Origin of the sequence: Paenibacillus pedocola (assembly GCF_031599675.1) — a bacterium.
Taxonomy (GTDB): Bacteria; Bacillota; Bacilli; order Paenibacillales; family Paenibacillaceae; genus Paenibacillus_AQ; species Paenibacillus_AQ pedocola.
This window is the reverse complement of record NZ_CP134223.1, coordinates 3,345,176-3,366,492: the sequence shown is the minus strand read 5'-3', so window position 1 is coordinate 3,366,492 and position 21,317 is coordinate 3,345,176. Positions and strand designations below refer to the sequence as shown.

Annotated in this window: 19 protein-coding genes; 9 read left to right on the top strand and 10 right to left on the bottom strand. The window is 48.8% G+C overall.

Annotated features, from left to right (window positions below; genetic code table 11):
• The first annotated feature begins 140 nt into the window (after window positions 1-140).
• Entirely contained in the window at window positions 141-1,316 is a 1,176-nt protein-coding gene (locus QU597_RS14610) for a serine hydrolase domain-containing protein (protein WP_310828687.1), read from the top strand.
• A gap of 92 nt (window positions 1,317-1,408) precedes the next feature.
• Here the strand turns inward: QU597_RS14610 and QU597_RS14605 are convergent, their stop codons facing one another.
• Window positions 1,409-2,320 (bottom strand): glycerophosphodiester phosphodiesterase, encoded by a 912-nt coding sequence (locus QU597_RS14605; protein WP_310828686.1) that lies wholly within the window; start codon window positions 2,318-2,320, stop codon window positions 1,409-1,411.
• 200 nt (window positions 2,321-2,520) lie between these two features.
• Complete coding sequence (gene aldA / locus QU597_RS14600; RefSeq protein WP_369698821.1) at window positions 2,521-3,966, bottom strand: aldehyde dehydrogenase; 1,446 nt, start codon at window positions 3,964-3,966, stop codon at window positions 2,521-2,523.
• Between the two features lie 165 nt (window positions 3,967-4,131).
• Here aldA and QU597_RS14595 point away from each other — a divergent pair, with 165 nt between their 5' ends.
• The 3 genes from QU597_RS14595 to QU597_RS14585 are packed head-to-tail and all read left to right on the top strand — an operon-like array spanning window position 4,132 to window position 6,997.
• Window positions 4,132-4,881, top strand: a complete 750-nt coding sequence (locus QU597_RS14595; protein ID WP_310828685.1) for a (Fe-S)-binding protein — start codon at window positions 4,132-4,134, stop codon at window positions 4,879-4,881.
• Window positions 4,878-6,305 (top strand): LutB/LldF family L-lactate oxidation iron-sulfur protein, encoded by a 1,428-nt coding sequence (locus QU597_RS14590; RefSeq protein WP_310828684.1) that lies wholly within the window; start codon window positions 4,878-4,880, stop codon window positions 6,303-6,305. Before QU597_RS14595 ends, QU597_RS14590 begins: the two co-directional genes overlap by 4 nt.
• Complete coding sequence (locus QU597_RS14585) at window positions 6,302-6,997, top strand: LutC/YkgG family protein (RefSeq protein ID WP_310828683.1); 696 nt, start codon at window positions 6,302-6,304, stop codon at window positions 6,995-6,997. Before QU597_RS14590 ends, QU597_RS14585 begins: the two co-directional genes overlap by 4 nt.
• A 96-nt stretch (window positions 6,998-7,093) precedes the next feature.
• Here QU597_RS14585 and QU597_RS14580 read toward each other — a convergent pair whose 3' ends face one another.
• The 5 genes from QU597_RS14580 to zwf form a co-directional block, all read right to left on the bottom strand.
• The gene (locus QU597_RS14580) at window positions 7,094-7,441 is read right to left on the bottom strand and encodes a VOC family protein (RefSeq protein ID WP_310828682.1); all 348 of its coding nucleotides are present in this window, start codon (window positions 7,439-7,441) and stop codon (window positions 7,094-7,096) included.
• 47 nt (window positions 7,442-7,488) lie between these two features.
• On the bottom strand, window positions 7,489-8,709 hold the full coding sequence (locus QU597_RS14575; RefSeq protein ID WP_310828681.1) for an MFS transporter: 1,221 nt from the start codon (window positions 8,707-8,709) through the stop codon (window positions 7,489-7,491).
• 185 nt (window positions 8,710-8,894) lie between these two features.
• A complete protein-coding gene (gnd, locus tag QU597_RS14570) occupies window positions 8,895-10,313 on the bottom strand; it encodes an NADP-dependent phosphogluconate dehydrogenase (protein ID WP_310828680.1) in 1,419 nt (472 codons plus the stop codon).
• Window positions 10,314-10,550: 237 nt separating this feature from the next.
• Window positions 10,551-11,219, bottom strand: a complete 669-nt coding sequence (fsa, locus tag QU597_RS14565) for a fructose-6-phosphate aldolase (protein ID WP_310828679.1) — start codon at window positions 11,217-11,219, stop codon at window positions 10,551-10,553.
• Between the two features lie 39 nt (window positions 11,220-11,258).
• Window positions 11,259-12,788 (bottom strand): glucose-6-phosphate dehydrogenase, encoded by a 1,530-nt coding sequence (gene zwf / locus QU597_RS14560; RefSeq protein ID WP_310828677.1) that lies wholly within the window; start codon window positions 12,786-12,788, stop codon window positions 11,259-11,261.
• 99 nt (window positions 12,789-12,887) lie between these two features.
• Between zwf and QU597_RS14555 the strand changes: the two genes are divergently transcribed.
• The gene (locus QU597_RS14555) at window positions 12,888-13,775 is read left to right on the top strand and encodes a LysR family transcriptional regulator (RefSeq protein WP_310828676.1); all 888 of its coding nucleotides are present in this window, start codon (window positions 12,888-12,890) and stop codon (window positions 13,773-13,775) included.
• 138 nt (window positions 13,776-13,913) lie between these two features.
• Window positions 13,914-15,077, top strand: coding sequence for an epoxide hydrolase family protein (locus tag QU597_RS14550; protein ID WP_310828675.1), 1,164 nt, complete (start codon window positions 13,914-13,916; stop codon window positions 15,075-15,077).
• 109 nt (window positions 15,078-15,186) lie between these two features.
• Here QU597_RS14550 and QU597_RS14545 read toward each other — a convergent pair whose 3' ends face one another.
• A complete protein-coding gene (locus QU597_RS14545) occupies window positions 15,187-15,678 on the bottom strand; it encodes a pyridoxamine 5'-phosphate oxidase family protein (RefSeq protein ID WP_370656191.1) in 492 nt (163 codons plus the stop codon).
• 322 nt (window positions 15,679-16,000) lie between these two features.
• Here QU597_RS14545 and nrdI point away from each other — a divergent pair, with 322 nt between their 5' ends.
• The 3 genes from nrdI to nrdF are packed head-to-tail and all read left to right on the top strand — an operon-like array spanning window position 16,001 to window position 19,431.
• Complete coding sequence (gene nrdI / locus QU597_RS14540; protein ID WP_236329954.1) at window positions 16,001-16,360, top strand: class Ib ribonucleoside-diphosphate reductase assembly flavoprotein NrdI; 360 nt, start codon at window positions 16,001-16,003, stop codon at window positions 16,358-16,360.
• Entirely contained in the window at window positions 16,347-18,431 is a 2,085-nt protein-coding gene (nrdE, locus tag QU597_RS14535; protein ID WP_310828673.1) for a class 1b ribonucleoside-diphosphate reductase subunit alpha, read from the top strand. The genes nrdI and nrdE overlap by 14 nt, the downstream gene beginning before the upstream one ends.
• 40 nt (window positions 18,432-18,471) lie before the next feature.
• Window positions 18,472-19,431, top strand: a complete 960-nt coding sequence (gene nrdF, locus QU597_RS14530) for a class 1b ribonucleoside-diphosphate reductase subunit beta (RefSeq protein ID WP_310828671.1) — start codon at window positions 18,472-18,474, stop codon at window positions 19,429-19,431.
• Between the two features lie 61 nt (window positions 19,432-19,492).
• On the opposite strand, the gene QU597_RS14525 is transcribed toward nrdF, so the two are convergent.
• Window positions 19,493-19,663, bottom strand: coding sequence for a hypothetical protein (locus QU597_RS14525; RefSeq protein WP_310828670.1), 171 nt, complete (start codon window positions 19,661-19,663; stop codon window positions 19,493-19,495).
• A gap of 93 nt (window positions 19,664-19,756) precedes the next feature.
• A complete protein-coding gene (gene cls, locus QU597_RS14520) occupies window positions 19,757-21,199 on the bottom strand; it encodes a cardiolipin synthase (protein WP_310828669.1) in 1,443 nt (480 codons plus the stop codon).
• Window positions 21,200-21,317 lie beyond the last annotated feature (118 nt).

Here is a 21,317-nt window from a genome sequence, read left to right as displayed (position 1 = left end):
AACTGAGTTGTATACTACTTCCTTAGGATGTCATTCCCGGGCTGCGTTCATTCATAAAATGATGCGGGACTATACAACCGCTAAAAAAGCGTTTACTATTTTCTATAGAAAATTGATTTCGAGAAGGAGACAGAGGCCACATGCTGGAGCCCAACGTTACCAACCAATTGAAAAAAACGCTAAAAGCAAGCATCGATAACAAGGAAATCGCCGGTGCGAACTTTATGGTGATCAAGGACGGAAGTGAAGTTTTTTACCATGAGGACGGGTTGGCTGACATAGAGTCAGGACACCCTATCGCAAGGGATTCGATTTATCGTTTATACTCGATGACGAAACCGGTCACCGCCGCTTCCGTCATGATGCTGCTCGAGCGTGGGGAGATCGATTTGTTCGATCCTGTAAGCCGCTATATACCGGGGTTCAGGAACCCGCTGGTTGAGAAAAACGGTGAACTGGTACCTGCCAGCCGGGAGGTATGCATACACGATTTGCTGAACATGACCTCTGGTTTGGTATACGGCGGAACAGACAAAGCCGGGCAGCATACAGATGCATTGTTCCAGGAACTGGGTAGCCGTTTGAACACAGATAACGCGATGAGCACTCTGGAATTCGCTAACCGCCTGGGTCAAGGCCCCCTTTCGTTCGACCCGGGTTCGTACTGGCAATACGGAACGTCGGCTGACGTTCTTGGCGCAATTGTGGAAGCGGTTAGCGGCATGCGCTACGGCCAATTTTTGCAAAAGGAAATTTTCGAGCCGCTGGGAATGCAGGATACCGGCTTCTGGCTGTCTGAAGATAAAAGAGCGCGCCTTGTGAACACCTATCAGGATGACGGCGAAGGCGGTTTGAAGCTGTACGCGGAAAGTCATCTAGGCATCGGCCATCAGATGGACCGGGAACCTTTGTTTGAGTCCGGCGGAGCAGGCCTTGCGTCTACGATTGACGATGCGGCCAAATTTACGACAATGCTGATGAATCAAGGATCTCTAAACGGCGTGACGTTATTGAAGCCTAGAACGGTTCAATATATGACATCAGCTTCCTTAAGCAGCTGGCAGCAAAAAGGCTTCGATACGTGGCATTCCTTGTGCGGACATAGTTATGGTAACCAGATGCGCATCATGACTGAGCCAGGGAAAGCCGGTTGCCTTGGCAGCCGTGGTGAATACGGCTGGGACGGCTGGCTTGGGGCCTATTTCACCAACAGTCCGGCAGACGCGCTGACTGTATTGTTTATGGTCCAGAAAAAGGATGCCGGCACGATGGCCGTTACCCGCAAGCTCCGCAACATCGTGTTCAGCACGCTGTAAGACAAAAGGGTCCATTTCTTGTTCCGGGTAAAGAACAAGAAATGGACCTCTTTTATATATATAAGTCGCAACCTTCTCCGGGCTCACTCGCTTTACCACTGGGCATTCTCTCTGTTGGTGTGAATGACTTCGAGCAGACGGTCAGGAAAATTGGTATATACTCCATCCACGCCCCAGGAATAGGCTTTATCCATGTTGAGCTGGTAATTTACGGTATAGGGCATTACCTTCAGTCCGAAATTCTTAACCTGAGCTACATAAGCCGAACTGATCCCCTGAAAATTCGGGCTAATTCCAACTGCATATGATTTTATGTCTTTCAGATAAGTTTCTGAGACTCTCACCGCGTTGTAATCATACCAGACCAGCTGATATAACGGGATGTCCGGGTTTATTTTGTGGAATTTGCGTAAATTGCCTGCGCTGAAGGAATGAATAGCTACCACATCCTCCAGATCATATTTCTGAATGGATTCATTGATTAGGGTTTCAATACCAGCGCCTGGTGCAGAATCCTTGATCTCCAGAATGTATTTGATCTCTTTGCCGAACGTTTCAAATACCTGATCAAGCGTGGGAATTGTAGTGCCAGCATATTTCTCCCGGGCAAACATCGGGTAGGCTTCGTTGAACCAGGTTCCTGCATCTAGCCGCTCCAGCTGCTCTAAGGTCATGTTTTTTACATAACCCTTGCCATTTGTCGTGCGGTTAACAGTATCATCATGAATCACGACCGGAATCCCATCCTTGGTTAAATGGATATCAATCTCAATAATATCCGCCTTCATCTCGGCCGCCAGCTCGAAAGCAGGGATGGTGTTCTCCGGAGCATATCCGGAAGCGCCGCGGTGGGCTATCGTGTAGACTTTATCTGCAGGATCAATAATCTCTTTCACCTTCACCCGGATTGTCGGCGAGTAGGCGTATAGTATTGTTAACAAAGAAACAAACAGCATTACATGTACTCCAGTAAAATAAGCTTTATGTCTGAACACCTTCATCATTCCGTTGCCCTCATTCTTCTCTATCCTTAATGACATGAATATTATACTAACAGTTGGCCTAATTAAAAGCCACAGGTTTCATTAACTTGAAACAATTCATCCTTGCTATTTATTATTGCCAATAATCACAAAAGCTCCCTGGCAGCCCGGGAGCTTCTTAATTATTATTATGATCATCCAAAAATAGCGTTCCTGTTTCTTTAGTTTACTGATTTGTCATACTGCAGATAGACTACATGCGTCTGCAGATATTCGTTCAATCCATGTTTACCATCCGCTCCGCCGATGCCGGATTTCCGCCAGCCTGCATGGAAGCCCTGCATCGCTTCAAAGTTCTCACGGTTAATATAGGTTTCACCATATTTCAGGCGTTTGATGACCTTCATAGCCACATTAAGATTTTGCGTATATAAAGAAGAGGTTAAGCCGAATTCGCTGTCATTAGCAAGCGCAATGGCTTCATCCAAGGTGGAAAAAGTAATCACCGGGATCACGGGCCCGAAGATTTCCTCTTGTACAATCTCCATGTCATTCGTAGCTTCTGAGATAACCGTCGGTTCAAAAAAGCTGCCTGCTCCCTCTACCTTTTTACCGCCCAGGAGGATTTTTGCACCTTCTTCAACCGCCCGGTCCACCTTTTGCTGGACGGAATCCTGTGCGGCCTTGTTGATCAGCGGCCCCATTTGGATATCCTTATCTTTCAGTGGATCACCATATTTCACTGCCTTCATGGCCTCAACCAGACGGGCAGTGAATTCGTCTTTGATCTTCTCATGCACATAGACACGCTCCGCACAGTTGCAGACCTGGCCCGTGTTGATTACCCGTGAATCTACAATGGCTTTGATGGCCAGATCCAGATCGGCATCGTCCATAACAATGGCTGGAGCCTTACCGCCAAGCTCGAGACTAACCTTGATGATGTTCTCAGCAGCAGCTTCCATCACCTTTTGCCCGGCCGGCACACTGCCTGTAAGGCTGACCATCCCGACTTTTGGATTGCTGGCCAGCTCATTGCCCACCTCAGCCCCTCTGCCAGTGACAAGATTGAATACCCCTTTGGGCAGCCCTGCTGCGTCAACAATTTTGCTAAAAGCCACAGCATTGTTCGGCGATTCCGCACTTGGCTTGACGACAATTGTATTTCCGGTGATCAGGGCCGGTGCCATCTTTCTCGCAATCAGAAAGAACGGGAAATTCCAGGGCAGAATACCTGTAGTAACCCCAATTGCGCGTTTAAATACAAAGATGTTCTCGTTATCGCGGTCACTCTGAACGATTTCCCCTTCATAGCGTCGTGCCCATTCAGCCATATAATCCATATAATCTGCTGTAAAGTTAACCTCTACGGCCGATAATTCCAGTGTTTTGCCTACTTCCTCGGAGATCAGTCTGGCGATGCTGTCCGCCTCCGCACGAATCCCGTCTGCTATGGCATGCAGATACTTCCCGCGTTCAACCGCAGGTGTCTCCTCCCAGGCAGATTGAGCTTCTTCAGCAGCATTGATTGCTCGAATGACATCATTCCTAGTAGCCTTGGGAACCTGTGAGATCACTTCATCTGTTGCAGGATTCGTTACTTCCATCCACTCTTTACCTTCTGCTTCGGTAAATTGACCATTGATGTACATCAAATGTTTGGTCACTGTTTCTCCCCCTCAAGGTGATTGTTCCATTTCCCACCAATAGTGTAAACGCTAACAATATTTATTGTCAATAAGATTCACATTTTTTATTTGTTTTTGTGTTGTTTTTTATTGACTTCTTGAGTTAAGCTATGGTTAGGGTTATTTCGATTGGAGGGATAAGGAGTGAAAGTCAGTATTTTTTCCACTTGTTTAGTAGACCTCATGACCCCGAAGGTCGGGATCGCAATGGTTGAGGTTCTCGAGCGGCTGGGTTGTGAAATCGATTATCCGGCTTCGCAGGTTTGCTGCGGTCAACCGACCTACAACAGCGGATATCTGGAAGATTCCAAGCTTGCGATGAAGAATATGATACTTGCCTTTGAGCGCTCCGATTATGTCGTAGCTCCCTCCGGCTCCTGCATCGCTATGTTTCATGAATATCCGAAGATCTTCAAGGGAGATCCGGACTGGGAATTGAAAGCGATTACTTTAAAGGAAAAGTCTTATGAATTCACACAGTTCATCGTAAAAGTACTCGGCATAACGGATGTGGGTGCAAGCCTTGAAGGGAACGCCACCTACCACCGTTCCTGTCATATGACCAGACTGCTGGGTGAGAAGGAAACCCCTTTTCAACTGCTGGAGCATGTAAAAGGGCTGCACATGGAGCCGCTCAAAAATAGCGATAACTGCTGCGGCTTCGGCGGGACCTTTTCGGTGAAGATGCCGGATATTTCCGAGCAGATGGTGGATGAAAAAAGCAGCTGTATCATAGACACCGGAGCGGATATTCTGATCAGCGCTGATATGGGCTGTCTGCTGAACATCGGCGGCCGCCTGTCCCGCAAGGGAGAATCTGTGAAAATTATGCATATTGCGGAAGTGCTGAACCACCAGAATCCTGTGATTACCAAAGGAGGAAGCCAAAGTTGAGCCTGCAAACGGATAAACGTGATTTCAGCGAACGGACAACAGACGGACTCGGGGATTCATTTATGCGAAATGCCGTAGGTTCAGCGCAGGACAGTCTCAAGACCCGGCGTCTGTCCGCGGCCACCGCGCTCGGAGACTGGGAGCAGTGGAGGACTGCAGGCCAGCAAATCCGCCAGCATACCCTGCAGAATCTGGATTATTATCTGGAGCAGCTCGCGGGAAACATTGAGAAAAAAGGCGGCCATATTTATTTTGCAGCAACCAAAGAAGAAGCCAGCAGCTATATCCGGGATGTTATCGTACAGAAACAGGCTAAAAAAATCGTTAAATCCAAATCGATGGTCACAGAGGAAATTGAGCTGAACCATGTTCTGATTGAAGCCGGCTGTGAGCTGATTGAGACCGATCTGGGTGAATATATCCTGCAAATGGATGATTGGGACCCGCCTTCGCATATTGTGGCTCCTGCACTCCATAAAGACCGGCGGCAAATCCAGCGTGTGTTTACTGAGAAGCTTGACTATACAGATGACGAAAGTCCTGAGAAGCTTGCCCGGTTTGCCCGGAAGGTCCTGCGGCAGAAATTTCTGGAGGCAGAGGTCGGAATCACAGGCTGCAACTTTGCTGTCGCCAACCTGGGGGCTATTAACCTGGTGACCAATGAAGGGAACGGCGATCTGACAGCGGCCATACCCAAAACGCATATCGCCGTGATGGGCATGGAGCGGATTGTCCCTACGCTTGCGGAAATGGAGGTGCTGGATAATCTCCTCTGCCGCAGTGCCGTTGGACAAAAGTTAACAAGCTACATTACCGTAATGGGACCCTCTGCAGCCGGTGACACCGACGGCCCAGAAGAGTTTCATCTGGTTGTCGTGGACAACGGCCGTTCAGACATTCTCGGCAGCGAATTCAATGAAGCTTTACAATGTATACGCTGCGGGGCTTGCCTGAATGTCTGTCCGGTCTACCGCCATATTGGCGGTCATGCCTACGGGTCCATCTATCCGGGGCCGATTGGTGCCGTCATCACACCGCTGCTTGGCGGATACGATGATTATAAAGAGCTCCCTTTTGCCTCCAGCCTGTGTGCCGCCTGCACAGATGTATGCCCGGTCCGAATCCCGCTGCATGAGCAGCTTATCCTGCACCGGCAGAACATCGTAAAGGAAAACCGGACCGGTTCCATGGAAAGATTCCAGATGAAGGCGGCGGGGCGGCTGCTGTCCTCCCCTGCTCTCTTCGGTAAAACACTGCGGTTTGCGCATCCGGCCAGCCGGCTGATGAGTAGGCATGGCCGAATTGTCAGAGGGCCGGAACTGATCCATGGCTGGATTGGCGCCCGCGATCTTAGTCAACCCGTCAAGCAGCAGGACAGCTTCAGGGCCTGGCTGGACAAACGTAAAGGAGAGTCGGGCCAATGACAGTATCAGGGAATCATCATACATCAGGGAATAATAAGGAGGCCTTTCTGAACACGATTGCCTCCAAGCTGGGACGGGAACGCAAGCGCGAGGTTCAGCTTCCGGATATTCAGAGTTTGCTGCCGGACAGCTATGGCAGTCTAACTCAAGACGATCTGATAGATATCCTTAAGGAGCAGTGCTTTTTCATACACACTCAGGTCATTGAGTCGAAGCCGGAGATTCTGCAGAGGACACTCGATGATCTGATTGAAGCAAATGGCGGAGGAAGCGTAATGACTTCCGGGGATCCCCGGTTTGCCGCTTACGGACTCACCTTCCCGGGTTCATTCGTGTGGGAGGAAGCTGCAGGAAGAGAGCAGAATATTATGCGGGCTGAATCGGCGAACACGGCGGTTATTTTCGCTGATTATGCTCTTGCCGAGTCAGGAACAATTGTTGTGGAGAGCCGCCCGGATCAGGGACGCTCCCTTCACTTTCTGCCAGCCCATTATATTGCGGTTATTGAGAAGGAGCGGATCGTTCTTCGCTCCACACAGGCAGCAGCAGCGCTGAACCGGCGGGTTCAGGCCGGCGAACCGCTGGGCTCATCGATAAATCTCATCTCCGGCCCGTCTAATTCAGCTGATATTGAGATGAAGCTTGTTGTCGGGGTGCATGGACCATTGAGCGCCACTTATGTGCTTATATAGAGCATGCTGTAGAACGCATAAAAAAAGAAGACCGTACATTCCGGTCTTCTTTTCCATTATATTTTGAAAAGCCACACTTGATGTAAAGACTGTTAGTTACTTCTCCCAAAGCTCAATCAGCCGGCCGTCAGGATCTTCAATCCAAATAAACTTTCCATATTCACTTTCCTCTTTTTGCTTTGCAAGTGGTACACCAATCTGTTCAAGATGCTTAAGGGTCTCGTTCAGATCGTTTACCTGGAAGTTTAGCATGACCTGTTGTTCGGTTGGAAAGTAATTGTCATTCTCGGTGAAGAAAGAAAAGATCGTCTCATTTCCTGATTGGGGTTTAATCACAGTCCCATTCCAATCTCCTATCTCAATCTGCAGCACATCGCTGTACCATTTTTTTATAGCTTCCAGATTCTTCGTTCTCCAAAAGATGCCTCCAAAACCTTGTATCATCGTATCTACTCCTCTCTGCCAGCAAATTTTGTAGCATTCCAGTTACATTAGATATTCGATATTTTAAGTGAAGTTCCTTTGGCAGAAGCTAATTTAAGAAACAGCGATATAGCAAAGCCTAATACAATAATACCGCCTAACACGCTGAAGGACAGCGGATAGTTCTCAGTCTTTAATAATCTCAAGGCTATTATCGGTCCCGTACTGGCACCAAGGAAGAGAATAAATGCATTGAATGAGATCGCTGCACCTCTTGCATTCCCTCCTAGCTGACTGACAGTGGAGATAATAACGGGAGTTACCAGCGCAATACCCGCCACAAATATAACGCTCATGAGAACAATTAACAACAGGTTCTGGACTAGACCCAGCGTAAGCAGCCCGATTGCTGACAAAGCCAATCCGCCCCGCAGCACAGCTGTCATCCCCAGCCTTTGCGCGATTCGTCCTGAGAAAGGTGCTAATAGCATTCCTGCAATTCCGATGGCCCGGATACACAGGATCTCCTGCGCAGATAGTCCGAACTTAGCGGAACTTAAATAACCTCCCAAGACGGTATACATGCCTACAAGAGTTAATAGCAGCACAAAGGTAATAGAAAAGGCCGCCAGCAGCTGGGTTTGTTTCAGCAAGCCTGTCATTTGCCTGAACTTCAGCAGCACATTTTCTTTCGGCCTGTGCAGTTCGTCTTTCGGGAGAAAGCCGATGACGATTACTGCAGTAATCCCGTATACAATCCCTAATATGTAAAAAATAGCCCGCCAGCCGAGAGCTTCGTGAACCATGCCGCTAAATACCTGACCAACAATCCCAGCCATTAGTAGTCCGGAGCTAATAAAACCAACAGCGGTCAGCCTTTTGGGAGGCGGGAACATCTCTCCTGCATATACAAGTGAGATCGGTGCAAATGCGGCGGCCACCAATCCTTGTACGCCTCTGAGTACAATAAGCCCGTAATAACTATCCACAAAACCTATCGCAACGGTAACGACGGTTAACCCGATGATACTAGCTGCCAGAAATACTTTACGTCCGTAGCGGTCGGAGAATGGCCCGTACAGCAGGCAGCCCAGCGCATAGCAGAGAGAGAATGAACTCCCGATCCAAGCCGCCTGACCTGAGCTAATCTGGAACGCCTGGGTAAATACATCCGCTAACGGAATCGTAATATACATACTGGTCAGAATAACTAACCCGCACCAGAACAAAACGACCGTCATGAAAGGATAGTTTTTATTATACTGCTGTAGGTCTATCGTCTGGTTCATATCCGTGATCCCCCCCCGTTATCTTTTTAATTTTTCAGCACAAGCGGTCTTCGTTTATTTCGGTTGTTACATTATCGTATAAAAAATAAATTATGTAAAATTTAATTTTATTCCATGGTTATATAAAAAGCCAAACCGCATTGCTGTGCGGTTTGGCTGATAATATAGATTCGATTGTTACTGAATTAGTCGTTATTGCTCATCCAGCCAAAATGGAAGCTTCCCGGCTGGTCCACCCGTTCAAAAGTATGCGCTCCAAAGTAGTCTCTTTGCGCCTGCAGCAGGTTGGCCGGAAGACGTTCGGAGCGGTAGCTGTCGTAGTAGGCCAATCCGGAAGCAAAGGCTGGAACCGGAATGCCTCGTTTAACCGCGATCGCCACCACATCTCTCCACGCTTCCTGGTAGTTATGAACGACGCTGCTGAAATACTCATCCAGGAACAGGTTTTTGAGCTCAGGGTCACGGTCATAAGCATCCTTGATATTCTGAAGGAAGCCGGCACGGATAATGCAGCCTCCACGGAAGATCATTGCGATGCTGCCATAGTTCAGGTTCCAGTTATACTCGTCCGAAGCCACTCTCATCTGGGCAAAACCTTGGGCGTAAGAGGCTATTTTACTGGCATACAGCGCTTTGCGGACAGCCTCAATGAATTCCTTGGCATCGCCGTCGTAGCCCTTAACCTCAGGCCCCTTCAGGCGCTTGCTTGCAGCCACGCGCTCTTCCTTCATCGCCGAAATAAAGCGTGCAAATACGGATTCGGTAATGATCGATAACGGAACGCCGAGATCGAGCGCATTCTGACTCGTCCATTTGCCGGTTCCCTTTTGTCCGGCGGAATCCAGGATCACATCGACCATTGGTTTGCCGGTTTCCGGGTCAGCTTTGGCGAAGATGTCAGCGGTAATCTCGATCAGATAGCTGCTGAGTTCACCGTTGTTCCATTCAGTGAAGATCTCATGCAGTTCTTGGGTGTCCAGGCCCAGTACATCCTTCAGCAGCTGATAGGCTTCACCAATGAGCTGCATATCGCCGTATTCGATACCGTTGTGAACCATTTTGACATAGTGTCCGGCACCGTCTTCACCGATATAAGTCGAGCAAGGATCGCCGTCCACTTTGGCAGAAATGGCAGTCAGGATTGGTTCTACCAGCTCGTAGGCATCCTTCTGCCCGCCCGGCATAATCGCCGGCCCCTTCAGCGCCCCTTCTTCACCGCCCGATACGCCTGCCCCGATGAAGCGTAAACCTTGCGCCTGCAGCTCTTTGTTCCGTCTCTGGGTATCCGGGAAAAAGGCGTTCCCGCCGTCGATCAGAATATCCCCTGGCGATAAATGCGGAACCAGCTGCTGGATCGTATCATCAGTCGGTTTGCCGGCCTTGACCATAATCATGATTTTGCGCGGCAGCTCGAGCGATTGGACAAACTCCTCAATGCTGTAGGCACCGATGAAGTTTTTGCCCGCTGCTTCTGCAAGCAGCTCATCTGTTTTCTCGCGGGAACGGTTGTATAAGGCTACCGAGAACCCCTTGCTCTCCATATTCAAGGCCAGATTCTTACCCATGACGGCTAAGCCGACCACACCTATCTGTTGTTTACCCATCGTCAATAGACCTCCCTATGATTTGTACCAGACCAAGAATGAGATCAAGTGGCGTAGTTATGACTGCGGAGAATGTTTGGACTTCCGGCCGCTGTTGTCTGCAGATTTCTTTATTTATATTGCTGTTTGCAGTAGAAATCCGCAGACAAAGGCGGTCGCTAACGCTCCTACAGTTCCAAACTTCTCCTCCGTCACTTCAGCATCTTGATCAATCTTGGTTATTTATTTTAACTGTATTTAGACCTGTGGAGCTTTCTTCCAGTCGGCAGCGAACTTCTCCAGCCCCTGATCGGTCAGCGGGTGCTTGGAGATTTGCTCGATTACGCTGAACGGAATGGTGGCGATATGCGCACCGGCCATCGCTACACGGGTCACATGGTCCGGATGGCGGACCGAAGCGGCGATAATCTGCGCGTCAAGGTTATGAATGCGGAACAGTTCGGCAACTTTTACAATAAGCTGAACCCCATCCTCTGAAATATCATCCAGACGGCCGAGGAACGGTGATACATAAGTGGCTCCGGCACGGGCTGCGAGTAGCGCCTGGTTCACGGTGAAGATCAGCGTTACGTTCGTTTTTACGCCTTTTTGAGTCAGGTACCGGCAGGCTTCCAGACCTGCGAGCGTCATCGGGAGCTTGATGGTAATGTTTTTGTCGTAGTTGTTGATCTTGATCAGTTCGTTCGCCTGTGCGATCATTTCTTCCGCAGTAATGGCATCCGGAGTAACCTCGGCGGATACGGACTCTACTTCAGGTACGGTCTGAAGAATTTCCGCAATGCGGTCTTCAAACTTCACGCCTTCTTTGGCTACTAGAGACGGATTCGTTGTGACGCCGGATAGGACGCCGATCTGGTATGCTTTTTTGATGTCTTCTACATTCGCTGTGTCGATGAAAAATTTCATTGTGATAACCTCCATTTTTTAGTTGAACTAAACTTAGTATTAAAAATTTGAAGCATCGGGCAAAGAAACATCGTTTTCTTCTTCTTGAACACCGTCTGCAGCTTCGGCAGTATCAAGCCACCAGTGATGTCCTTTCTTGGCCAGCAGCTGAGCTGATTCGGCAGGTCCGAATGAACCCGCAGCATAGGTGTGAAGCGGAACGGTATTTTTCTCAAAAGCATTCAGGATTGGCTGCACCCATTTCCAGGATAGCTCAACCTCATTCCAATGGGCAAAAAATGACGGATCACCATGTAAAGCGTCATGTATCAGATTCTCGTATGCCTCAGGAACCTCAATAGAGCTGGTGTGGAAATCAATATGCATTGCCTTGAACTTCCCTTTATGCTGTGGATCTCTAGCCTTTAGCTGCAGGGTTAGCCCTTCGTTCGGGCTGATTTCAAACACCAGCAGATTGGGGATATCATTCTCTCCGGCCGATGAGCTCTGCTTGAGGGGCTCTTTGAACTCGATCACAATCCGCGTCGATTTCTCCTTCATGCGCTTTCCGGTCCGGATATAGAACGGCACATCCTTCCAGAATGGATCGTCAATCTGTAGTCTGGCCGCAATAAAGGTATCGTTCGTTGATCCTGCCGGAATTCCCGGCTCGGAGAGATAGCCCTGTACCGGCTTGCCCTGGATTGTGCCAGCAGTATACTGCCCGCGGATCACGTTAAACTGGACATCCCCTTCATCCAGCGGCTCTAATGCTTCCATAACCTCTTTCTTCTTAAAGCGCACCTCTTCCGGAGAACTGTCCTTCGGCAAGCGGATGGCGAGCATCATTAGCAGCTGCAGCATATGATTCTGGAACATATCCCGGAGTGCTCCTACATGATCGTAATAACCCGCTCTTTCTTCCACACCTACGGTTTCCCCTGCGGTAATCTGCACGTTGGAGATGTAACGGTTATTCCAAAGTGCGTGAAGCACCGGATTACTCTGCTGGAACACATCAAGCTCCTGAACCATCGGTTTGCCGAGGTAATGGTCGATCCGGTAAATTTCATCTTCAGTAAAAGCCTCGCTCAGCTTCTGATTCAGTTCCTGTGCAGACAACAGATCATGTCCGAAGGGCTTCTCAATCACCAGGCGCTTCCAGCCCTTGGCGTTACCCAGACCGCTTTGTTTAATATTGAAGGCTATGGTCTCAAAAAACTCCGGGCCAACAGATAGATAGAACATCCGGTTCGGGGAACCTCCCGCCCGTTTCTCCTGCTGCTCAACCCGCTGAAGGAGCTTGGTATAATCCTCTGTATGCCCTACATCCAGCACATTATATCGGAAGGACTTCAGGAAGCTGCGCACGGACGCAGAATCTTTCACTTCCCGCCGGGAAAAGTCCCGGATCGACCGCTCCACCATCGCCTGAAAGGCTTCGTCTGCTAATTCTCTCCGGCCGAGACCAATCACAGAGAATGAATGGTTAAGCTTGTGATCGAGAAAAAGATTATACAGCGCAGGGTAGATTTTTCTCCGGGCCAAATCTCCTGTCGCTCCAAACAAAACAAACGTGGTTGCCTCCATCTCCATTCTCCTTCTGCTCTGGTTTATCTTTCCTGGTTACACTATAATACAAATACGACCCATACAAGTAATTAATATATTTCACAGGAGCTATAGACCATGTCTATGATAAATTTCGAATTATACAAGGTTTTTTACTGGGCTGCCAAGACCGGAAGCCTGACTCAAGCTGCTAAATCGCTATATATTACCCAACCGAGTGTCAGCCACGCGATCAAGCAGCTGGAGGACAGCTTAGGACTGTCCCTCTTCATTCGGAACTCCAAGGGAGTTGCACTGACACCGGAGGGGGCCACTCTCTACTCTTATATTGAACAATCGCATATTCTTATCACTCAGGCCGAGAAGAAAATGGCCGAGCTCAAAAACCTCGATAACGGGGAGCTGCGGATTGGCGGCAGTGATTCCCTGTTCAAGCATTATCTGCTGCCGTTCATTGAAATCTTTCACCAGCAGTACCCGGGCATCCGTCTTCATCTGATCCATGGTACGACACCGGAAGTGATCTCCTATTTAAAAGAAGGTCTCGTCGATCTGGGCGTAGTACGCATGCCGATCACCGATCCGCAGCTGGAAGTCCGTCAAGGGCTCCAGCTGCAGGACTGCTTCATTGCAGGAAGCCGTTATGCCGAGCTGAACCAGAAGGTGCTCTCTATCGAAGAGCTGCTTCAATATCCTATTATCCTGTTCTCGCGGAGCAGCCGGGCACGTATGGCCATTACGGATTTGTTCCAGGGCTACGGATATGAGCTGAAGCCCGAATTCGAAGTCGGCAGTGTGGGACTGCTGATCGAATTTGCCCGCAAAGGCCTCGGGATTTCCTTCGTAACCCGGGAATTCGTATCCAAGGAGCTGGAAGAGGGCTCGCTCTTTGAGATCAAGCTGGATGTACAGCTTCCTCCTGCCCAGGTGGGGATGATGACGATGCGGTATATGCCGCTGACGACTGCAGCCAGCAAGTTCATCGAGCTTACCCGTAGAACCTGATCTTGGCGAAATGCATAATATTTCCTATAATATAAAAGGATCGCGCGTTTAGCGCTGATCTAAATTGGCATTTAAGTATGGAGTTGCCTAATCAGCTTTGATAGACACCAAAAAGGATAGGGTTAAGGAGGAAGCATAATGACTGTTGAAAGTTTTCAAATCCGGGTACCTGATGAAGTACTTGATGATCTGAAGTACAGGCTGAAACATGTACGCTGGCCGGAGCCGTTAGGACCAACCGGATGGGAACATGGTACTGATTTAAGCTATCTGCAATCACTCGTTACATATTGGCAGGAGCAATATGACTGGCGTGAACAAGAAGCTAAGCTCAACAGCTTTTCACAGTTTCGCAGTAATGTCGATGGGATAGATGTACATTTCGTCCACGAGCGCGGGAAAGGACCAAGCCCTTTGCCGATCATCCTAACTCACGGATGGCCAGACAGTTATTTGCGGTACCAGAAGATTATCCCTATGCTTACGGATCCGGCCCGTTACGGGGGTGATCCTGAGGACTCTTTCGATGTAATAGTCCCTTCATTGCCCGGATTTGGCTTCTCCAGCAGCCCGGACTATCGCGGGATCAACAATTTCCGTGTTTCTGAGGTATGGGCCAAACTAATGACTGAGGAGCTCGGCTACAGAAAATTCGCTGCTGCAGGCGGGGATATCGGTTCCGGAGTGACCCGATACTTGGCATCGAACCATCCGGAGCTTCTATTTGGCATCCATCTCACCGATATCGGTATTATTAAAGGCCTTATGAATCCCAATGATCAGGCAGAGCTTTCTGAGGAAGAACTGCAATATAAACGAAGTGCTCAGGAATGGATATCCCGGGAGGGGGGCTATATGACCCTTCAATCGACCAAACCTCAGACCCTTGCGTACGGACTTTCCGACTCACCAGTAGGACTCGCCGGCTGGATTATTGAAAAATTCCGTGCGTGGAGCGACTGTAAGGGTGACCTCCGGAACAGCTTTAGTGAAGATGAACTGCTCACCAATATAATGATCTATTGGATTACTAATACGATAGGCTCAACAGCACATATGTATTATGAGAATACGCATTCATTGCCGGCACTTGGCCGGATAGAGGTACCGACAGGCATTGCCATTTTACCTGCGGATGTCTTAACACCGCCCAAAGATTGGGCTATGCGCAATTTGAATATTACCCGCTGGACCTCATTGCCTCGAGGCGGGCATTTTACCGCTATGGAAGAACCGGAACTTCTGGCTGAGGACATTCGTGCTTTCTACAGACACTTTAGAACCGGAATGGAACAGAAATAACAGATACTCACACACAAAGATGCCCTCTGCCGCAGTGCGGGGGCATCTTTGTGTCTGAATATAGTAAAGAATCAAGTATCTGATTGTTGCCTGATATGGATACGTACGCCTACTTTAATTCGATGGTCTGGTTCAGATTGGACTCTTCCGTATCCTGATTCGTTAACCGTTTAAACAGGTAGGAAGCCTTTTCAGCCAGGTTACCGCTCTTCCAGTATTCTGCCGCTTCGGCGTGAACCTGAATCAGAATCACATTCGGATCATCATAGCTGGTCTTCAAAAAAGCATCATAGCCCGCATTCCAGAATTCTTTTTTCTTCTCCAGATCCTGTACGATTCTCGCTGTTCCGCGGATAGATACATAGGATTTACCGGCGTATACGACATTCACTCTCGGATCATGAAGAACTTCACCGAACTTGCTGGTATCTTTTTTCGTCAGGAACCATAAGTCTCCATCGAATTCAACCTCCTGAGTCTTCATTGGACGGGATACCAGACCTTCTGGCGAAATCGTCGTGAACATTGCCGTATCGATCCCTTTGATAAGTTCTCTTACAGTCTCAACCGCTTCCTGATGATTATTGTTCATCGTTGACATGCTTATCGCCTCGTTTCTTCAGAGTTATGGGAATAGGTTATCCAATCGTCTACCTATTATTAACCAAAGTTACAAAAATCCGATCTCTTTGGCGTGCATCTACTCCTCTTTATTTATAGCAATCCGCTCTGCCCACACCCTTATCAGACCTTTTCTAAGAGGAAAATCCTGTAGCACTTATATTGACTTTCCAACATATAGTGATTAAAATAAGAAACGCACACTAAATATAGTGTGATAATCATTTTCAGCACATCTGGCAATGGTTCCAGGTTACTATCCTATTAAAATTTGCAACAATATTTACAGGAGGACTGACACGATGCTGGTCGCATACGATTCAAAAACGGGAAACGTCAAACGGTTCATCAGCAAGCTTAAGCTGCCGGCTGTGCAGATCGAGGAGCATATGACTATAGATGAGCCTTATGTACTAATTACATACACCACCGGTTTTGGACAGATTCCAGAGAAGGTGTCTGCTTTTTTGAGAAATAATTACAGCAATCTGAAAGGCATCGCTGCCAGCGGCAATAAGAACTGGGGCGAGCTGTTCGCCCATAGCGCGGATTTGATTGCAGACCGGTACAATGTGCCAGTCATTGGGAAATTTGAATTATCCGGCACATTTGGCGATGTGGAACGGATTAAACAGGAGGTGAGCCGGGTTGCGGCATATTGAACTGAACAACATGTTGATGAAGCGGGACGAGAGCGGCTTCTTTCAATTAAATAAAGACCTTGAGGCGGTAGTCGAATTCATGCGGGAGGTGGAGCGGCGGAGCCTGGTGTTTGCAGATACCAAAGCCAAGGTTGACTACATGATCGAACAGGATTTCTATGAGAACTTTTACTTACAGTACAGCGTGGCTGAGATTGAGGAAGTCTACCGGATTACCCACAGCTACAACTTTACGTTCCCCTCTTATATGGCAGCTTCGAAGTTCTATACGGACTATGCTGTAAAAAGCAATGACCGCAAGCAATATCTGGAGCATTATCCGGACCGTGTGGCGGCAGTCGCACTTCACCTGGGACGCGGCAATGTTGAGACCGCCGGTACACTAGCCCGCTCGATGATGGAACAGCGTCTGCAGCCGGCAACGCCCACCTTCCTGAATGCCGGTAAAAGCCGGCGCGGCGAGCTCGTCTCCTGCTTCCTTATCGAGATGGACGATTCGCTTAATTCCATTAACTATGTACTGAATACCTGCATGCAGCTGTCCAAAATCGGCGGCGGTGTAGCCGTCAACCTGTCCAAGCTCCGCTCGCGCGGGGAGACGATCAAGGGAGTCGAGGATGCGGCTAAGGGCATTATGCCGGTGCTCAAGCTGATGGAAGACGGCTTCTCTTATGCCGATCAGATGGGTCAGCGTAAAGGCTCCGGAGCAGCCTACTACAATATTTTCGGCTGGGATGTTCTGGAATTCCTCGACAGCAAGAAAATTAACGCCGACGAGAAAACAAGACTTAAAACCCTCTCCATCGGCCTGATCATACCGAACCGCTTCTACCAGCTTGCTAAGGATAATGAACCGCTGCATGTCTTTGCCCCATACACTGTATACAAGGCTTACGGGACTCATCTTGATGATATGGATCTGGATGAGATGTACGATAAGCTGCTGGCTGATCCGCGTGTGAAGAAGAAGAAGGCAATGAATGCACGGGATATGCTGACCAAAATCGCCATGATCCAGCTGGAATCCGGCTATCCGTATATTATGAACAAGAGCAACGCCAATGAAGCGCATGCCCTGAAAAATGTCGGCCAGATCAAGATGTCGAACCTCTGTACGGAAATCTTCCAGCTGCAGGAAACCTCGGAGATTAACGATTACGGGCAAGAGGATACGATCCGCCGTGATGTAAGCTGCAATCTGGCTTCCCTTAACATTGTTAACGTTATGGAGCATGGCAAAATCCGTGAATCCGTGCATGAAGGCATGATCGCCCTCACCGCCGTCAGCGATATGACCAGCGTCTCCAACGCCCCTGGCGTAGCCAAAGCTAACAAGGAAATGCACTCTGTCGGCCTTGGCGTCATGAATCTCCACGGTTATCTGGCTAAGAACAATATCGCTTATGAAAGCGAACAGGCCCGTGATTTTGCCCGGACCTTCTTCATGACCATGAACTATCATTCACTGGAAAAGAGCATGGAGATTGCTGCGGAAACCGGCCGCTCTTTCCAGGGGTTTGAGGCATCCGATTATGCGACTGGAGCTTATTTCGAACGTTATCTGACTACGGATTACCGTCCGGTTACACCAAGAGTGCAGGAGCTGTTCGGGGATATGTACATCCCTTCGCCTGCTGACTGGGAACAATTGCGGGATAAGGTAAAGGAAAACGGCCTCTACCATGCTTACCGGTTAGCGATTGCACCGACAGCGAGCATTTCCTACATTCAGAATGCCACTTCCAGCGTGATGCCGATTGTAGAGCAGATCGAAACACGGACTTATGCCAATTCAACTACGTACTATCCGATGCCCTACCTGCGGCCGGATAATGTGTTCTTCTATAAATCGGCTTACCAGATGGACCAGTTCAAGGTGATTGACCTGATCGCGGAGATTCAGCCGCACATAGATCAGGGTATCTCGACGGTTCTGCATGTTAACAGCGATGTATCTACTCGGGAACTGGCCCGCTCCTACCTGTACGCTGCCCATAAAGGCCTGAAGTCGCTGTATTACACCCGGACCAAGAAGCTGTCCGTCGAGGAGTGCCTCACCTGCTCGATCTAACAAGGAAGGCTCTGGCCGCAGAAAAGGAGATTGCAAGATTATGAGCGCTATCCAAGCCGTTAACTGGAACCGTCCTGACGACGATTTCTCATTGATGTTCTGGAACCAAAACATTATGCAATTCTGGACGGATGATGAAATCCCCTTATCCGATGACAAAATGTCCTGGCTCACACTCAGTGAGCAGGAAAAGGACTCCTATATGAAGGTGCTGGGCGGCCTGACGCTGCTCGACACGATTCAGGGCGGTGTCGGCATGCCGCAGATTATGGAGCATGTCGATGGCCTGCAGCGCAAGGCTGTGCTGGGCTTCATGGGCATGATGGAACAGATTCATGCCAAGTCGTACAGCAGTATTTTTACCACCCTCGCTTCTACGGAAGAAATTGACGGGGTATTCCGCTGGGTGGAGGAGAATCCGCACCTGCAGTTTAAGGCGGAGACCATCTCTCAGTATTATAAAAACATTGATTCGCCTAAAGACTTGTACCTCGCTATGGCAGCCTCCGTGCTGCTGGAGAGCTACTTGTTCTACAGCGGCTTCTTCTACCCGCTGTATCTGGCCGGCCAGGGCAAAATGACCTGCAGCGGTGAGATCATCGATCTGATTCTGCGCGATGAGAGCATTCACGGGGTGTACGTCGGTGTTCTGGCGCAGGAGATTTTTGACGGACTTGAGGAAGACGAGCAGCGTGACCTGCATCAGACACTTGTAGGCCTGCTCCGCCTGCTGCATGAGAATGAAGAACGTTATACGGAACAGGTATATGCTCCTATCGGACTGGTGGACGAGGTTAAGACCTTCCTGCGCTACAATGCCAACAAAGCCATGATGAATCTCGGTCATGATCCGCTGTTCGATGAGGAAGAGATTAATCCGATTGTGCAGAACGGCATCAGTACCCACACGAAGCAGCATGACTTCTTCTCGAAGAAAGGCAACGGATATATCCGTGCACTGAACGTGGAGCCGCTGAAGGATGAAGATTTCCAGTTTTAACAATAAAACAGCTGCAGTTCAGGACTTGTAAACCGTCCTGGGCTGCAGCTGTTTTTGGCTTTTAATACATTCGTTCTTCACCGGTAATCGGATTTTTGAATGCTGACTCGATATCGCTACTGGTAAGCTCATCCGCAAACTCGGGTTCATTTTTACCGGAGGAGATCGTAGGAGTCACTTTCTTAACCGGCGTAGCTTTGGGATCCGTTGTTTGTTTTGACTGTTTATCCATAGGTAAGGATCACTCCTTCAAAGCATAATTTGCCCCTATAGGATACCAATATCCAAGTGGTTTTATACAATTCGGAGTTGTGATCGTAGTTCTTTACAGAATAGGTGACAACAACCTTGCTACAGCTTCTTTGAATTTGGCCAGCTTCGGCCGTACCTCGTATCTCTCGAGTGTTAACTCCGAGCACTCAGTACTATCTTCTAAGAATAAGTCATGCAGCTGACCGGCAATGACTTCGTCACAGACCAGTGCATTCACCTCAAAGTTCAGCCGGAAGCTGCGGGTATCAATATTCGCTGTACCGACAGATGCGATCTCCTGATCCACTACAATCGTCTTCGCATGCATGAATCCTTTTTCATATTGCAGGATTTTGACGCCATAGGGCAGCAGTTCACCGGCATGCGCCAGGGTTGCCGAATAGACAAACATATGGTCCGGCTTATTGGGTATCATGATTCGTACGTCCACTCCGGACATCAGCGCGATTTTGCAGGCATCCATAAAGCTGGCATCCGGAACGAAATAAGGCGTTTGAATGTAGATGCTCTTCTTGGCGGAACCGATTAATTTCAGATACATATTTTTCAGATGCTCTGTCTGGGAATTGGGGCCGCTGGAGATGATCTGAACCACACTTTCACCGGTATGTCTTTCCGTACGGAACGGTAACTGCTCCGGGTGCTTTTCACTGCGATTCGCAGCCTTGTTCCAGTCCAGGAAAAACCGGCCTTGAATCTGATCGACAGATCCTCCCTTGATCCGGAAATGAGTGTCCCGCCAATAGCCCATTTTTTTGTCGAGACCGAGGTACTCATCCCCGACATTAAATCCGCCGATATAGGCAATCTCTCCGTCAATAATGCACAGCTTTCTGTGGTTGCGGTTATTAATCCGGAAATTAATCAGCCGGAACAGCGACGGGAAGAATACTTCTACCGTTCCTCCATATTCGATTAACTCCTTGAAGAAGGAACGTGATATCCGCTTGGAGCCGATCTCATCATACAGAACGCGTACCTGGACGCCTTCCTTCGCCTTAAGTGTCAGCTCATCCCGTAGCCTGGTCCCTAATTCATCGGGTTGAATGATATAATACTGCACGTTGATTTCTTGGGTTGCATTGCGGATATCCTCGAACAACGAATTAAATTTCTCCCGCCCGTCATTAAATATCTCAATTTCGTTGTCGGATGAGATAATTGCGTTGGAGGATAACAGGTTCATCTTTAGCAGATCGGCATACTTGGCTGTAAGTCCCCCTTGATAATCTACATTCATCAGCTGTTCATCGATAGCCGATTGAAGGTACATCCGCTCTTCAGCGGTTAGATTGTAGAAATTTCTCTGCTTAAGCTGTCTGCCGAAGAAAATGTAAAACAGAAATCCGACCACGGGGATAAAAAACAAGACCATCAGCCAGGCCCATGTGGACCCGATATCTCTACGCTCAATGAAGACAACAATTGCAGCCAAAATAATATTGAGTATGGTTACAAGAGATAGACTAAGTGTGAAGAGGCTCCCCCATTCCAAATCGTGCCAGCCCCTTTCAGATGCATTTGCTGCGTATAGTTTGTACAGTAACTATTTAATAACCAAACATCCCCCCACTCGAAGCAGCAGCTTCATGGGGAGTTGTGGAAGATAGAAG